The 14,966-nt window shown below is 47.2% G+C and carries 15 protein-coding genes; 8 read left to right on the forward strand and 7 right to left on the reverse strand.

Annotated features, from left to right (window positions below; all coding sequences use genetic code 11):
- Window positions 1-81: 81 nt before the first annotated feature.
- The 4 genes from arsS to H6F90_RS05005 all read right to left on the reverse strand — a co-directional run bounded on the left by arsS (window position 82) and on the right by H6F90_RS05005 (window position 4,782).
- Window positions 82-1,200, reverse strand: coding sequence for an arsenosugar biosynthesis radical SAM (seleno)protein ArsS (gene arsS / locus H6F90_RS04990; protein ID WP_370587949.1), 1,119 nt, complete (start codon window positions 1,198-1,200; stop codon window positions 82-84).
- Complete coding sequence (locus H6F90_RS04995) at window positions 1,169-2,284, reverse strand: inorganic phosphate transporter (protein WP_190550778.1); 1,116 nt, start codon at window positions 2,282-2,284, stop codon at window positions 1,169-1,171. Before H6F90_RS04995 ends, arsS begins: the two co-directional genes overlap by 32 nt.
- 23 nt (window positions 2,285-2,307) lie before the next feature.
- Window positions 2,308-3,273: an arsenosugar biosynthesis arsenite methyltransferase ArsM gene (gene arsM, locus H6F90_RS05000; RefSeq protein ID WP_190550780.1), complete on the reverse strand. Its 966-nt coding sequence runs from the start codon at window positions 3,271-3,273 to the stop codon at window positions 2,308-2,310.
- 189 nt (window positions 3,274-3,462) lie between these two features.
- Window positions 3,463-4,782 carry a TIGR04283 family arsenosugar biosynthesis glycosyltransferase gene (locus H6F90_RS05005; RefSeq protein WP_370587950.1) on the reverse strand — a complete coding sequence of 440 codons (1,320 nt, stop codon included), beginning with the start codon at window positions 4,780-4,782 and terminating at the stop codon, window positions 3,463-3,465.
- A gap of 568 nt (window positions 4,783-5,350) precedes the next feature.
- Between H6F90_RS05005 and H6F90_RS05010 the strand changes: the two genes are divergently transcribed.
- Window positions 5,351-5,554, forward strand: coding sequence for a DUF2949 domain-containing protein (locus tag H6F90_RS05010; RefSeq protein WP_190437468.1), 204 nt, complete (start codon window positions 5,351-5,353; stop codon window positions 5,552-5,554).
- Between the two features lie 66 nt (window positions 5,555-5,620).
- Here H6F90_RS05010 and H6F90_RS05015 read toward each other — a convergent pair whose 3' ends face one another.
- Both H6F90_RS05015 and H6F90_RS05020 read right to left on the reverse strand, forming a co-directional pair.
- On the reverse strand, window positions 5,621-6,523 hold the full coding sequence (locus H6F90_RS05015) for an alpha/beta fold hydrolase (protein WP_190550782.1): 903 nt from the start codon (window positions 6,521-6,523) through the stop codon (window positions 5,621-5,623).
- 141 nt (window positions 6,524-6,664) lie between these two features.
- Window positions 6,665-6,916: a hypothetical protein gene (locus H6F90_RS05020; protein WP_190437465.1), complete on the reverse strand. Its 252-nt coding sequence runs from the start codon at window positions 6,914-6,916 to the stop codon at window positions 6,665-6,667.
- A 263-nt stretch (window positions 6,917-7,179) separates the two neighbouring features.
- Between H6F90_RS05020 and H6F90_RS05025 the strand changes: the two genes are divergently transcribed.
- The 4 genes from H6F90_RS05025 to H6F90_RS05040 all read left to right on the forward strand — a co-directional run bounded on the left by H6F90_RS05025 (window position 7,180) and on the right by H6F90_RS05040 (window position 10,878).
- The gene (locus H6F90_RS05025; protein ID WP_190550784.1) at window positions 7,180-7,422 is read left to right on the forward strand and encodes a hypothetical protein; all 243 of its coding nucleotides are present in this window, start codon (window positions 7,180-7,182) and stop codon (window positions 7,420-7,422) included.
- A gap of 119 nt (window positions 7,423-7,541) precedes the next feature.
- Window positions 7,542-8,243, forward strand: coding sequence for a Nif3-like dinuclear metal center hexameric protein (locus H6F90_RS05030; protein ID WP_190550786.1), 702 nt, complete (start codon window positions 7,542-7,544; stop codon window positions 8,241-8,243).
- 156 nt (window positions 8,244-8,399) lie between these two features.
- The gene (locus H6F90_RS05035) at window positions 8,400-8,786 is read left to right on the forward strand and encodes a hypothetical protein (RefSeq protein WP_190550788.1); all 387 of its coding nucleotides are present in this window, start codon (window positions 8,400-8,402) and stop codon (window positions 8,784-8,786) included.
- A gap of 157 nt (window positions 8,787-8,943) precedes the next feature.
- The gene (locus H6F90_RS05040) at window positions 8,944-10,878 is read left to right on the forward strand and encodes an ABC-F family ATP-binding cassette domain-containing protein (protein WP_190550790.1); all 1,935 of its coding nucleotides are present in this window, start codon (window positions 8,944-8,946) and stop codon (window positions 10,876-10,878) included.
- A 67-nt stretch (window positions 10,879-10,945) separates the two neighbouring features.
- On the opposite strand, the gene H6F90_RS05045 is transcribed toward H6F90_RS05040, so the two are convergent.
- Entirely contained in the window at window positions 10,946-11,737 is a 792-nt protein-coding gene (locus H6F90_RS05045; protein ID WP_190550792.1) for a cobyrinic acid a,c-diamide synthase, read from the reverse strand.
- Between the two features lie 484 nt (window positions 11,738-12,221).
- Between H6F90_RS05045 and H6F90_RS05050 the strand changes: the two genes are divergently transcribed.
- The 3 genes from H6F90_RS05050 (at window position 12,222) to H6F90_RS05060 (ending at window position 14,911) form a co-directional block, all read left to right on the forward strand.
- Window positions 12,222-12,533 (forward strand): BMC domain-containing protein, encoded by a 312-nt coding sequence (locus H6F90_RS05050; protein WP_190437449.1) that lies wholly within the window; start codon window positions 12,222-12,224, stop codon window positions 12,531-12,533.
- A gap of 80 nt (window positions 12,534-12,613) precedes the next feature.
- Window positions 12,614-12,973, forward strand: a complete 360-nt coding sequence (locus H6F90_RS05055; RefSeq protein WP_190437446.1) for a carbon dioxide-concentrating mechanism protein CcmK — start codon at window positions 12,614-12,616, stop codon at window positions 12,971-12,973.
- A 111-nt stretch (window positions 12,974-13,084) separates the two neighbouring features.
- A complete protein-coding gene (locus H6F90_RS05060) occupies window positions 13,085-14,911 on the forward strand; it encodes an ABC transporter ATP-binding protein (protein WP_370587951.1) in 1,827 nt (608 codons plus the stop codon).
- The last annotated feature ends 55 nt before the right edge of the window (window positions 14,912-14,966 follow it).

Here is a 14,966-nt window from a genome sequence, read left to right on the forward strand (position 1 = left end):
AGGTCTGGACTCCTATTTAACTGTTGGGCCTATAGCTATTTATTCCTACGGTTTTCAACTATAACTCGGCTTTTGAATCAGTTACACTAAGGCTCCGCCACAGCTAGATCCACTTCCAGCGGTACAACCATAACAGAAATTGGCAGTACGGACAGCTTCAATTACATCTAGAGTCCCAGCTTCCAGTAGCTTTGCGACGGTCAACATTTCTCCAGCGCCAGTTCTAGCAGGCAGGTTTTCCATTTGGTTAAAATCGCAGTCGTAAATATTGCCTAAATAATCAATTGAGAGTTCGTTGCGACACATTAAATTGGCTAAAGTAGCAGGGTTGAAGTTGTCTTCTAAAAACTGCAAATAAGGCTGATGCAGATGACGATGCTCTAGGTGAAACTTAGTTCGACCAATGGGCAGGTTGGTGATTGTGAATAGTTGGTTGAATTGAATTCCAAACTGCTCTTTGAGATAGGTTTTATAATCCTGCTCTAGTTTCTGTTGATTAGGTGTGAGCGAGAACTTCTCAGTGGTCGGAATTGGCGGGTTATAAACTAAATCCAGAATTAAGTTGGGGTTGTCGCCATATCCCAATTGATTGAGCTTTTGTAGAGCTTGAATAGAACGATCGAAAACCCCATTGCCCCGCATTTTATCTACGTTGTCTGCTTGATAGCAGGGTAGGGAAGCCACTATTCTGACTTGATGTTGAGCAAAATATTCAGGCAAATCTTCAAATCCTGGCTCAAAACAGATGGTCAGGTTAGAGCGCACAATCACCTCTTTGCCTGTCGCTCTTGCCGCTTCGACTAGAGGCCGAAAGCCATAGTTCATCTCTGGAGCCCCACCCGTCAGGTCAACGGTTTTAATTTGAGGGAAGCAGTGAATCACTTCAATTAATTGCTGACAAACTTCTGCTGTCAGTTCCTCTGTGCGTTTTGGCCCCGCTTCTACATGGCAATGACTACAAGCTAGATTGCAACGCCTGCCTAAATTAATTTGGAGGACGTTGATCGGTTGCTTAGTGAGGGGAGCACCCAGCTTTTGCGCGAAAGGAGTCACGGTTTTAGAACTTGATTGTGATTGAATCATCCTCTCTTCCTGTAAAGTTTCCTGAGCTAAGCGATCGCAACAGTAGACATACTCACAACCCGTCATTAGGGAGTGATTCGTCAAGCTATCGATGGAGCAGCAAATAACTTCCTGCACTAATAGAGGCTGCGATCGGTAAAGTTAAAATCCAAGACAGCAGAATTTGATAAAACACCCGCCAGTTCGCTTGGCGAGAAATTAAACCACCGCCAAAAATTGAACCCACTGAAACATGCGTCGTTGATACAGGTAAGCCATAGCGACTCGCAGCAATCACTAGGGCGGCTGTAACCAAATTGGCAGAGAAACCTTGTCCCGCATTCATGTTGGTAATTTTTTGGCTCATTGTGATGGCAACTTTTTTAGCGTTGATTAAGCCACCGATTGCCATTCCTAAGCCAACTGCCAGCATGCCCCATTGCACAGAGAAGGCTTGCCCGACCAACAGCAAGGAGACGATTTTAGGTGTATCATTCAAGCCCCTAGCAAAGCTAACCGTCCCAGCACTGACAAAGTGGAGGGCATTAATCAGTTGTTGACTTCTTACCCCTAGAAACTTACCTGTATAACGCTGCGTACAACGGTCCAAAGAATCTACCGCAATGTCGGTGGTTGTCACACACTTGAGCAGATTCGTGGCATCTGGTTGCGGAATCGGAATCACCTGCTGAGTCTCTCCCACGCACAAACACCATTCTTTTTTAATGCCAAGGGTTACTCGCAAAGTCCGAAACAGCCCGTATAATAAACTTCCCAGCACGATCGCCAAGACAGGACTGACCAATAAAGGCAGCAAAAACGAGCTTCCTAGGGCACCAAAATTTACCTGGCTACCGATCGCGACTAACCCAGCACCTACTAAGGCACCCGTTAACCCATGAGTGGTAGAAATAGGAAATCCGGTGAGAGTGGCTAGGATGACCGTGATTCCTGCCCCTAAAGCTACAGCTAAGTGAAAGTCAGCGGCACTGGCGATCGCATCAGGCACTAGCCCCTTACCAGAAAAGTTTTTGAGTAGGGTCGCCGCTAAAAAAATTGAGCAGATTGATCCTAAAAATGTCGTTAGGGTAGCCCAAGCGATCGCGACTTTGTAGCTGGTGGTTTTGCTGCCAAATAGAGTAGCAACTCCTTTGAAGTTGTCATTGGCTCCATTGGAATACGCAAGAAAGCAAGTAGCTAGAAATAGTACAAACAAAAGCATGAGGCTTGTCCCTAACAATCCACCTAACAGCAACCACCACCGTCATAGTGCCAAGTGGATGAAGTCACAATCACATCCGGAATGGTAGCTGCAAGTTTGGCAGCGGTTTTGTCGCATACGGCTGCGGGAAGACCGCGTTGTAATACGTGCCCTGCTTGGTCATCAAAAAAGGGTTCTAACCCCGTATAGATGGCGGTTTTCCCTGTAAAAATGCAGGCTCCATCATCCGGAATTGACACTTTAAAGGAAACTGAATCGAGACTTTCTAATAAGAGATGTTCCTCTAAGCCATAGCTTTGGCGATCGAGCAGACGGTAAGGACGACGCGCCCGAATTTCTACCTGCCCAAAGCCAGCCTGGACAAGATGCTGAACATAGCGTTCATAAGTTAAGGCTCCAGATAAGCACATAGCCCGTAGACGCTCATCTTGCTGTAGATGCTCTGGAATGGACCGCGTGGCGATCGGATCACTCATCAAGAGACGACCACCCGGTTTCAGGACTCGATAAACTTCTTGAAGTGCTTTAGCTAGATCGGCAGGTTCAAAAATATTAAACAGACAGTTTTGGGCCACTACATCTACAGAAGTATCGGCAACGGGTAGATGAAAAGCATCTCCTTCCCGAATTTCCACGAAGCTAGGGTCAAACCAGTCATTTTCTTGGGCAGCCATCTGTAGATTTTGGCGAGCCGCTTCCCGCATCATCTCAACCGGATCGACCGCGATCACCGCTCCGGGCTGGCGAGAGAAGTAGGCAAATTGCAGTGCCTCTAAACCACCCCCCACCCCGACATAAAGAACAGTGGGGTTACCTGCTAGTTCTGTTGCATGTACGGTGGTCCCACAACCGTAGTTCATCTCCTGCATCTTGCCAGGAATGTTTAGACCAGGCAGTTGCAAGGGGCTACTTTGCACACAGCAAAGCCCCACCTGTGGCGTTTCTGCAACTTCACTATAAAACTGTGCAACTGATTCAAGATAACTCACAGAAACCCTCTCTCGTGATCTGACCTCAGTAGCTCATGGCTACGATTTCACCCGGTTAATTTTGTTGGTTAGATGGACTTTCTCAGCCCTACCTGAACCCACAAATTCGCTGTGGTGAATGACTACTTCTGGTCAGTGTAACGTCAGAAATACGTTTAGCGTGCGGTTAGATTAGCTTTATGCTTTGACTTAATGGGAGCGATACCACCGAGCTAAGCGATCGCGCGGTACTCCCAAAAAGTAAGCCAAAATTATCAGTTGATTGAGCAGTGTGGTTCGGAGCACGCCGAGTCTTGCCCAACGGCGACCAGAGGTGATAACTGGCTCAGGAACGATCGCGATCGCCCCCTTTTGCTTCAACCGTTGCATCAGCTCAAAATCTTCCATAATTGGCAGATCAGCAAAACCACCCATTTGCTGAAACGTCTTGGCTCGGAGAAACATAGCTTGATCGCCGTAAGGCATTTGTCCGTAGCGCGATCGCCAATTCACTAACCGCTCAATCAGCCGTATTCCTGGTAATGCACTATTAATACTGAGGGCAAACGCTCCAGCGATCACTCCTGGGGAAATTAAAGCTTGCTGAATTTGAGTAGCAAAATCAGCAGGTAAAAGCGTGTCTCCATGCAGAAACAGCAACACTTCTCCTGTTGCAACCTTTGCCCCAGCATTCATCTGCTGAGCGCGGCCTGGGGCAGTCGTGATTACCTTGGCTCCCAGTGATTGCGCGATCGCTACTGTCTCATCTTGACTCCCACCATCCACCACAATAATTTCTGCATTTGTCGCCCGCTGAGCCGCCGTTAAAGTTTGGGCGATCGCGGCGGCTTCGTTGAGTACCGGAATAATAATCGAGATTTTCTCGTTACCGAGCTGAGCAATAGATGATTGGCTGACTCGCTCCCAAATCGCTAAATCTTCAGGGCGATCAATATCATCTAGAGGCGGTAAAGAGCCAACCGATAAACTGTGCTGCCGGGCGATCGCGATCGTTTGCTCCCAGACGCGATCGGTGCTCCAGGTAATGCCTTGAAATAATTTTGGAACAAATTGCCGCAAACCAATCAAGTAATAGCCGCCATCGGTAGCAGGGCCTAATACTAGATCATGCTGCTGTAATTCCTGAAATGCTTTGCCGAGAATGATCGCATCTAAATCGGGGCAGTCAATTCCCACAATCACCACGCGCTGCATCCCGGCTCGAAAAGCAGATTGAAAAGCCTGGGCCATCCGTTGTCCTAAGTCTCCTTTACCTTGCGATCGGTAAGCCAAATCGTGTCCTAACCAGGATCGCATCAGGCCGACATTACCGCCTGTGAATCGCACCTCTAAATCAATGGGTGAACTTACCTGGCGCAGTTGGGCTTGCGCCAATGTATGTTCTGTCATGCGCTGTTGCAAAATCGCCGCTCTCTCTGGCCCTAACGCCGGAATCAGTCGCGTTTTTGTTTTGCCAGGTTCAGGGTAACGCGTAAAAATAATCAGGCGTCCTCTCACTGCTGTCGCCACTGAGTACAGCTACTTATCCTACACTGGCGCAATTGATTAAGTTTCTCCAGCCAAAACTCTCTGTTAGCTGGAAATGTAATAGAGCAATTCTTAAATAGAGTGTGCCTCTCACAACTCGCCAACTTCATAAATCATTTAGAACTGCTCTGTGCCTAATACTAATCGCTTTGATCCTTTCTACAATCACCTAGTCAGGTAGTTCAGTCGGATGAGGCACCATTTGTTGTCCATTTGTAGGATAATGGCCACAACTATTTTTTGAGGAACAATAGCGCTACATCATTAACTTTTAAGATAATTTTGCAAACTGTAAAATTTCAGTAGAGAATAGTCGGCTTACTGTTCTATTGTCTTCACCTGTTTTAAGATATCAACTTGCGATCGCTCAATCAGTAATCGGTATTTCATCAAGATTGCTCATTACTATAAAGCTTCAACATAGAGTTTAAAGACAAGTGATCTGTTTGGCACCAAAAGTGATAACTTGTCCTAACAGCAAGCGCTTAGATACAGCTTGATTCAAAATTACTCAACCAAAACTGTTGCCAGGAAAGGAGGTGAATATTCCATGATTGAAACCGGACGCAGTAAAGCTCAACTCATTAACTTTCTGCAAGACGAACTCGCAGTTTCTGCTGCTTCCATGTCGCTGGCTCTACGACGATGTGAGCAGGAATCTGGTTCGCTGCCCATTATCCTTTGGCAATACGGCCTCATTTCCCTGGAGCAACTAGAACAAGTTTTTGACTGGCTAGCTAGTGCGCCTGTCTGAAGTCTCTTGGAGATGATCAGGTCGCTAGATTAGTACGGCCGCGATCGCACTTTATGCCTGCCCAAATTAGATCTGGCCAGACTTAACTTGACCGAACTCAAGAATATATTGGGCAGTAAGCTGAGGCTTTTCTAAATGTGGCACATGACCACATTCGGGAATCCAAACAAGCTTACTGTTAGCGATCGTCTGCTGGAATTGAGTGGCGTCCTTAGTTCCCAGGATTTTGTCAGCCTCTCCCCACAAAATCAGCGTCTGCTGCTGAATATGCGCTATTTTGTTGCTGAAAGAACCATAACCGCCACTTTGAGTAAAAGCAGCAAGTGCCTCACGCCAACCAGGTACTTCGAGGTGTAGGGCTGCACAGAGTTGAGCGTCTGGAGAAGCAAAGGTGGGGTCGTAGTAGGCGGTGCGGCTAATGCGATCGCGAACTTTAGGACTGCGGAGAATTCCTGCGGCCAGATGGGCTATGGGTGCTACTAAAAACTTGCTCAAGGCTGGCCCACTTCTAAAGCCTGCACTATCAATCAGTACCAGCTTTTGCACGCATTCGGGGTAGGCGAGCGTGAAATCTATAGCAGCGGCTCCTCCCATCGAAGCGCCTACTAAAATCACAGGCTGATTGATCAGAGTTTTCCAGAAGGAATAGAGGTGAGTCTTGATGGCCGTGGGGCTAAAGGGGTGGCCTGCCGTGCGATCGGTAAATCCAAATCCTAATAAATCCACAGCCCAGGTTTCAGATTGGGCCGTTAGAAGGGGCAGAAGCCGACGAAACTCAAAAACAGAGCTGTCAAAGCCGTGCAGTAACAAAATCGGAGTGCCACCACTGCCCTGATGAACATAGGCTGTCGCGATCGCCTGTAAGCATAGGGGGGTAGGAATACCTTGGCATTCGATGCTTTGGGCTAGAGCAATCGAAGCGGGTTCAGTCAGGTTTTTAGCTAGGGGTGGAAGAAAACTGGTGAGCATAAGCTCCAGTTTACCTCGCAACCTGGTCAATTTTGGTAAATTTCAGCCGAAGTAAGAGTTTAAGAATGGTATAGAGCTTAAAAGCTCAAAGGCCAAGTTTGCAGGTAGCGACTACAGATCCAAATGTGCACTAAGGGCCGTTTAGTTAGTGGGAGCTGGGCAGGGAATTGGTTCTGGGGCAGCTAACGCCAAGATGTGATAGCAAGAAGGAGTTTCTTCACCTAAAACTTCGTTCAGTCTGTCTCTGATTAGAGTATGCAGGTCACGAATCGAATCACCAAAATCATGCTTGATATGCAGCAAACCTGTCCGTTGTTGGTAGTCCCGGCCATATAACGCAATGAAGTAGGTGTAGCGTTCTTGGTTGGGAGCGTCCAAAACAAAATCTCTCATTGGTTTCTCCTGCGGATTAGGTAAATCCAGTTGTTGCGGCTGAGATACTTGGATAGCGGGGGCAGCCTGGTTATAGAGTGTTGCGGTTCTTTTTCTTGGCTCTAGAAGCGATTGCTGCGCGGTTCCTTGACTGTCTTGAGATTAAAACGATCTGGCTTGAACCTCTACTGTATTTCTACCCTGGTAAGCAGTAAGTCTCTAGTCTCTTTGTGTAGAATTCGGTAGTTTTACGCCCTCATCTTTAGAGATACCTGAGTAAGGCCTTGATTAAATCCACACCTGCATTAATGTGTTTTCCGGAGGATTTGCAGCGCGATCGCTCTTTATTTAAGCCTCAAACTGCTGTGCTGGCTAATTTTGAGCAATTGTCCACCTTGAAGCGGTTAGCAAGACGGACACCAAAAGAGATCTCCTTCAACTTTATTTCTGCCGCCGGGTACATGGTATCGCATTTAGCAGTTTTGGAGAACTTCAAAATACTGAACTATAGGGACTCTTTACACTAGCTAGCCAATTATGACAGCCAGTGGATCGGTGTACTGCAACTTTATCGCCGCAGCCGTGATTTGGTAGAAATTAGGCACTGCTTGGGGTACAACTGCGATCGCTACTATATGTCTTCTTTATGATTTATCTCGCGCAACTAGCTGAATTTCTAGATCAATTCTTGCGAGTTCATCAATTTGAGCTTGATCCCGGTGGTATTTATCGACCTTCAAATCGCCCAATTCAGCGCTTAGGCTTAGCTTTAGAGCCTTGGTCCGATTTAGCAGAATGGGCAACTGAAACAGAGATAGATGCGTTATTTTTGCATCGGCCTTGGAAGCTTGAAGGAGATCAACTGCCTGCGCATGTAGGAGTAGTAGCCTACCACTTAGCCTTCGATGAGCAGATAACTCTTGGCTTCAATCCTTTGCTCGCCAACACTTTGGGCCTCTTTGAGCTAGAAGTTTTGGGCCCAAAAGCTGGACGACCGATCGGCATGCTGGGTAGTACTTCATCTCAGCGTTTTGAGAGTTTTTGCGATCGCGTACAACGAGCATTTGGCGGCTGCGAAGCAGTAGAAAGAGGTTTACCTCAGATAGTCACTAAAGTCGCGGTTGTGGGAGCTATGACAGAGGCTTTAGTGCGAGATGCCAAAACACGTGGCGCAGAGATTTACATTACAGGGCAGTTTCGCCAGCCAGCCCGCTCTGCTGTTTTAGAAACGGGGATCAATGTCATTGTGGTAGGGCATCGTCGTAGTGAAGAGTGGGGATTGCAAGCGTTAGCTGGAGTTCTACGCGATCGCTGGCCAGAGTTGCAGGTCATTTTACCCCCATCTTAAGCAGTATTTTTGTACTATCAAGATCACCTTCTTCTGGAAGACGGCTGTTCTTCTTAAACCCTTTATAAAAGAAGTGGCCAAGTCGCTAGGTGAGCCTTAGCCGAGGCACCAAGTAGCGATCTCAACCAAAATTGATCTCCCAGGGAATTTGAATTTATGCCAGTTGAAGAACTCCGTAAAAGCAAGATGATGGTGCATCTCTTAGATGCTTTAGATGCAGGCCAAGATATTGGTCACTATGGCAAGTTGACGTTCGCCATGATCGCGCGTCACTTTATGGAAGAAGACGAACTGATCAGTTATTTGCAAAAAGCGCCTGATTGCAGCGAAACCGATGCCAAAGCGTTGTTTCAGCAAGTGCAGGGTAAAGACTACAATCCACCCAAACGCGATCGCATTTTGGAATGGCAACAGCAGCAAGACTTCCCCATTTGCCCAGATGCCAGTGATCCCGACGCTTGCAATGTGTATAAGGAGCTAGAGTTTCCAGAGCATGTCTATGAGCATATTTCCAGCTACTACGCGCACAAGTCAGAAACTTGATGGGAGTTGCATTAGCTGGGGAGCTCATGAAAAAACAAATTCTCTAGGTTGCAACGTTTACTATTGAAGCTGGGGCAATTTAATTCTTGCCAAGAGTTCTTTCGGTAAGATTTAATTGCTCCACCTAGTCTTCAATTTTGCTTGGTCCAGCAGCTCCATGAGTATCTTCACACTACAGTCGGTTCAGAAAGACTTTGGCATTAAGGAAATCCTCAAAGATGCCAGCTTCAGCCTTAATGCTGACGATAAAGTTGGTCTGATTGGCACTAATGGCTCTGGCAAATCTACTCTCCTAAAGATGATTGCGGGGCTAGAACCGATTGATGCTGGACAAATTCTGGTCAATTCTAGTATCAAAATTGTTTACTTACCCCAGCAGCCTGACCTGAATGAAGAGTACACCGTTCTAGAGCAAGTTTTTGCTGACAGCGGAGAAGGAATGGCGCTGGTACGAGAGTATGAGGAGCTTTCGGACAAATTAGCGCATGGTCACGGTGATGCGAATCAGTTGATGGCTCAGTTATCCGTTGTTTCGCAGCGCATGGATACGGTAGGCGCTTGGGAACTAGAAACCCAAGCCAAAATTATTTTGACCAAACTGGGAATTGAAGACTTTGAAGCTAAAATTGGCTCTCTTTCGGGCGGATACCGGAAGCGAATTGCCTTAGCGGCTGCTTTGATGGCTGGTCCCGACGTGTTGCTGATGGATGAACCTACCAACCACTTAGATGCGCTCTCTGTGGAATGGTTGCAAAGCTATCTCAATCGCTTTCGGGGTGCGTTACTCTTGATTACTCACGATCGCTACTTTCTCGATCGCGTGACTAATCGCATTATTGAGATTGATCGAGGGGATCTGTATAGTTACTCCGGTAATTATTCTTACTACTTAGAGAAAAAAGCCCTAGCTGAGGAATCTGCTGTTAGCACTCAGCGGAAGCACCAAGGAGTTTTGCGTCGAGAACTAGAGTGGTTGAAGCGTGGCCCCAAAGCTCGCAGTACCAAGCAAAAAGCTCGGATTCAGCGCATTCAAGATATGCGATCGCAGGAATTCAAGCAAGGCCCAGGCAAAGTGGAAATATCCACCCCAGGCCGTCGCATTGGCAAAAAAGTGATTGACTTAGTAAATATCTCTAAAGCCTATGATGACCGCACCTTAATCAAGGACTTTACCTACAACTTCAATCCCGAAGATCGCGTGGGCATCATTGGCGGCAATGGGGCAGGAAAGTCTACGCTGATGAACATTATCACTGGGCGGGTGCAGCCAGACGTAGGTACCGTCGAAATCGGTTCTACCATTCACATTGGCTATTTTGACCAACATTCAGAAGAGTTGTTGACCGCTCTCAACGAAGATCAGCGAGTAATCGATTACATCAAGGAAGTGGGGGAGTTCGTTAAAGTCGCTGATGGCAGCCAAATTAGCGCCTCCCAGATGCTGGAGCGCTTTCTGTTTCCTGGCAATCAACAATATGCCCCGATTCACAAACTTTCTGGGGGAGAAAAACGTCGGTTATTTCTACTGCGGATATTGATGAGTGCGCCCAATGTGTTGATTCTCGATGAACCAACCAATGACTTGGATGTACAAACATTGGCAGTTTTAGAAGAATATTTAGAGGACTTTAATGGTTGTGTGATTGCTGTTTCTCACGATCGCTATTTCCTCGATCGCGCCATAGACACAATTTTTGCCTTGGAACCGGGCGGAAATTTACGTCAATACCCCGGTAACTACTCAGTTTATCTAGACTTCAAGAAAAAGGAAGAAGAAGAGGAAGCCAGGCAAGTTACGGTTGCAAAGCCAGACCAGCCGGCAGCGTCAACTACCTCAGAGCCAACTGCTAAATCGGCAAATGGCGATAAATCACGAAAAATCTCTTATAAAGAAAAGCGTGAATTTGAGCTGCTAGAAACTAAAATTCCTGAGATGGAAGCGGAGAAGGAAGCGATCGAAAAAACGCTCTATAATAACCCACCTTCTGGTTTTAGTGAGGTGCAACAACTCTCAGAGCGCTTAGCAGAACTGACCCGAGCGATCGATCAGGCGACTGAGCGCTGGATGGAGTTAGCAGAGTTAGTTGCTTAAGCCAATAAGGTGTGATCGCCGATTGAAAGCGCGGATGAGAGGCGAAGAATGAAAGGCGATCGCTGAGCTATTGAAAAATTGCTTCAGGCTCAGGTTCAAATACATATTCGTAATCGAAACAGAAAGATTTCAGGTGACGAATAATCGAGAAGCCAAAGTTAGTTACCACGTCGGTTGTGAAAGTAGCCATTACCAACTCAATGAGCTTCCTGTCAGAAACCTTGGGCTTTTGAATAAAGTGATCGCGCTTGGCAAAGAAAACATCTATATCTCTAGGGACAATAATGCCGTTAATTTCGTGCGCTCTTTGAATCGGCTTGATATAGGTTTTGATGAATGCTTCTTGGTTGCGTTGCAGTCGATATAGTTTCTCGTGCTCCCACCAACTCATACGAAACATCATTTTAAGGAGTTCAAAGCCCAAGATATAGTTGAAGACGTTATTTCTTTCTTCTATATTGGTGACCAACTTAAGAGCAGATTCTAGATAGAGATCTGGTTGGCGATGAGCATCCTGAGCAGAATGGATATAGAACTGTCTAATATAATTTCTTAAAACTAATTCGCTCAATTCTGTATAAATATGAAACCCGTTTAGATACCCTTTTACTCTTTCTTTGTTGTCTCGATCCTGCAAAACCCTAGAAACTAAACCATCAGCGGTGTAATCATCCAAAAACTCAGCTTGCTTTTCCGGAGGCGTAGCACAGATCAAATGGCATAAAGATAGGACATAACGGCGTTGTTCCCAGGGTAAGCTCTCTGCCCATTTTTGTGCTTCTAAGGGCAGCTTAGCCAGAATACCCTCTGCTATGGGGGAACTCGCAATGGAGTCCTTTCTAGACTTTCGCTGAGGCATAAGCTGAGGCATTTGTATGATTTGAGCTCTGAAATAAGGTATATGGTTTGGCTATAGATAAAGTTGCGAGATTTCTCGGGTCCTTCAAAAAAGCACGTTACGGTAGGTAACCAATCTTGATGAATCTAATTAATTTTCTTAATGGAATTAAGTAATCAAAACTTTAATAATGATCTATTCATCTAACAGTTAGTTGCGTAGGGTGAACCTGAGAAATACCTGAAATATCAACTTGTCTTTGCGAGCATCTTAGTTTTTATCAGTGAAAGTTCGGTTGACGATCGCCTGGCCGAGACTAGCTATGAGTTAGCGGCTATATCAATAGCTTCGGAGCAACTTCTTAGCAAGTTCACCTTTAGTAATCACTCGGAGAAGTACTGCCTCTAAAGCCAAAGTCAGGCAAAAGGAGCTGTCCATTTATGCCAATTGGTGACGAAGCCTCGTACAATTGATTGCACGTATTCTGTGACTCAGGAGCTTAGCCATGCCAGCGGCAGTTGGCGTTATTCAAACACTAGGGTTTCCAGGGGTTCTAGCAGCAGCAGATGCCATGGTCAAGGCGGCATCAGTCACTCTGGTGTATTACGGTCTGGCCGAAAGAGGCGAGTTTCTGGTGGCTGTCCGGGGGCCAGTTTCAGAAGTAAAGCGGTCTGTAGAGGCTGGCATTGTATCCGTAGAACAGGTATTTGGGGCTGAGGTTGTTAGCCACTACATTATTCCCAATCCTCCGGAGAATGTAGAACAGGTGCTCCCCATCCATTACACCGAGCAAGATGAACCGTTCCGCATGTTTTAATCAGGACAGGGATCTAGCTCAATCATTTCCATAGCGGTTTTTAGCTCTCTTACTTAACTTTTTAATTCAGGAGATTGGCAATGCCTCCACAGGCGGGTAGTTCAGCACAAGCTGTTGGCTCAATTGAGACGAAAGGTTTTCCGGCGGTGTTGGCTGCCGCCGATGCGATGGTCAAAGCAGGCCGCGTGACGTTAGTGGGCTATATCCGAGCGGGTAGCGCTCGTTTTACCGTTAACATTCGTGGGGATGTATCAGAAGTTAAAACTGCTATGGCAGCTGGTATTGAAGCCGTAGAAACTGTTTATGGCGGTGCCTTAGAGACTTGGGTGATTATTCCTCGCCCTCATGAAAACGTGGAAGCAGTGCTACCCATCGGGTACACCAACGAAGTGCAACAGTACCGCGATGCCGTTAATCGCCCCATCGCGCCACGGGGTTAAGCTTTTACTAGCTTTGCCAATTCGTTATCTTAGTTTTTATCAGCGACTGCCATCTGAGCTATTTTGCTGTTGGGTTCCAGGGTTTGAGAAACTTGCAGCGACCTCTACGGCTTGTCGCTGTTTTTTTCTTTGCGATCGCAACACCGCATGCCTCAGCAACCCAGACAATCCCACTCACAGCACCCGCTACAGCGCCTGATTCAGTATGGGCATCAGTATCACTCACAAATTCGCTGGGCGATCGCCTGCTCCATCCTGAACAAAATCTTTGATTTAGCTCCACCTGCTCTGATCGGGGCGGCGGTTGATGTGGTGGTACAAAAACAAAATTCTTGGCTGGCCCAGTTTGGCGTCCGAGATGTCTTTGGGCAGTTAGTAATTTTATCGGTTCTCAGCGCTGTGATTTGGGGTTTGGAATCAGCGTTTGAGTACGCCTATGCTCGGCTGTGGCGCAACTTGGCGCAAAACATTCAACACGATCTGCGCCTAGATGCCTACGGCCACCTCCAGAACCTAGAGCTAGCCTTTTTTGAGGAACGTAGCACTGGCGGCTTAATGTCGATTCTCAGCGATGACATTAACCAACTAGAGCGGTTCTTGGATTTTGGCGCTAACGAAGTGCTCCAAGTTGCTACCACAGTTGTGATTATTGGAGGAGCTTTTTTTATCCTGGCTCCTAGTGTGGCTTGGCTTGCCATGTTGCCCATGCCGTTTATTCTGTGGGGATCGATCGCCTTTCAGAAACGTTTGGCCCCCCGCTATGCCGAGGTGCGTGAGAAAGTTGGCTTGCTCAACGGTCAGCTCTCTAACAACCTCAGCGGCATTACGACGATTAAAAGCTTTACGACCGAGCAGTATGAGCGATCGCGCATTGCAACGGAAAGTGAAGGCTATCGTCGCAGCAACTACCGGGCCATTCGGCTCAGTGCCGCCTTTGTGCCGCTAATTCGCATCATCATCTTGTTTGGCTTTATTGCCATTCTTTTGTTGGGTGGGATGGAGGCGGTGGCTGGCAGACTCTCGGTGGGGAGTTACAGCGTTATGGTGTTTTTGACGCAACGCTTACTCTGGCCCCTGACTCGCTTGGGTGAAACTCTAGACCAGTATCAGCGGGCAATGGCTTCGACCAACCGCGTGATGAATCTGCTCGATACCCCAATTGAAATTCATTCAGGCCATTTATCTCTGCCCGTGAAGTCGGTGCGCGGTGAAGTGGATTTGCAACACGTCACGTTTGCTTATCGCGATCGCCAACCTGTAATTGAGGATTTGTCCCTACACATCCCCGCCGGAAAAACGATTGCCATTGTCGGTTCTACAGGGTCTGGTAAAAGTACCCTGGTTAAATTGCTGCTGCGTCTGTACGAAATTCAATCGGGGACGATCACGTTAGATGGCATTCCTTTACAGGATTTGCAACTCCAGGACTTACGAGGCGCGATCGGCTTAGTGAGCCAAGACGTATTTCTCTTTCACGGCACGGTCAGAGAAAACATTGCCTATGGCAGCCCTGAAGCAAATTGGGACGAAATTATTGCAGCAGCCAGAGTCGCCGAAGCTCACGACTTCATCATGCAATTACCTCAGGGTTACGACACGATTGTGGGTGAACGCGGCCAAAAGTTATCCGGAGGGCAGCGGCAACGTCTCGCGATCGCCCGTGCTGTGCTCAAAGACCCGCCGATTTTGATTCTGGACGAAGCCACCTCTGCGGTGGACAACGAAACCGAAGCCGCGATCCAGAAATCCTTAGAAACCATTACTCAAAACCGCACTACTATTGCGATCGCGCATCGTCTCTCCACGGTGCGGAATGCTGACTGCATTTACGTCATGGAGCAAGGTCGCTTAGTTGAAAAAGGGCGACACGACCAACTGTTAGACCGCTCAGGCATTTACGCTAGCTTATGGCGCGTCCAGACGGGCTTAAGAGCGTAAGATTGAGATTGTCAATCTTAAGTTAATACAAGCCTTAAGTTAATCCAGTAGTTCA

The sequence above is a fragment of the Trichocoleus sp. FACHB-591 genome, from assembly GCF_014695845.1.
Classification (GTDB): domain Bacteria; phylum Cyanobacteriota; class Cyanobacteriia; order FACHB-46; family FACHB-46; genus Trichocoleus.

What these genes read in the sequence shown, in the direction of transcription:
- H6F90_RS05055 (WP_190437446.1), top strand. Translation starts at nt 12,614, where the DNA reads ATGCCTCCACAGGCGGGTAGTTCAGCACAAGCTGTTGGCTCAATTGAG.
- H6F90_RS05035 (WP_190550788.1), top strand. Translation starts at nt 8,400, where the DNA reads ATGCCAGTTGAAGAACTCCGTAAAAGCAAGATGATGGTGCATCTCTTA.
- H6F90_RS04995 (WP_190550778.1), bottom strand. Translation starts at nt 2,284, where the DNA reads ATGCTTTTGTTTGTACTATTTCTAGCTACTTGCTTTCTTGCGTATTCC.
- H6F90_RS05030 (WP_190550786.1), top strand. Translation starts at nt 7,542, where the DNA reads ATGATTTATCTCGCGCAACTAGCTGAATTTCTAGATCAATTCTTGCGA.
- H6F90_RS05045 (WP_190550792.1), bottom strand. Translation starts at nt 11,737, where the DNA reads ATGCCTCAGCGAAAGTCTAGAAAGGACTCCATTGCGAGTTCCCCCATA.
- H6F90_RS05050 (WP_190437449.1), top strand. Translation starts at nt 12,222, where the DNA reads ATGCCAGCGGCAGTTGGCGTTATTCAAACACTAGGGTTTCCAGGGGTT.
- H6F90_RS05040 (WP_190550790.1), top strand. Translation starts at nt 8,944, where the DNA reads ATGAGTATCTTCACACTACAGTCGGTTCAGAAAGACTTTGGCATTAAG.
- H6F90_RS05020 (WP_190437465.1), bottom strand. Translation starts at nt 6,916, where the DNA reads ATGAGAGATTTTGTTTTGGACGCTCCCAACCAAGAACGCTACACCTAC.
- H6F90_RS05010 (WP_190437468.1), top strand. Translation starts at nt 5,351, where the DNA reads ATGATTGAAACCGGACGCAGTAAAGCTCAACTCATTAACTTTCTGCAA.
- H6F90_RS05015 (WP_190550782.1), bottom strand. Translation starts at nt 6,523, where the DNA reads ATGCTCACCAGTTTTCTTCCACCCCTAGCTAAAAACCTGACTGAACCC.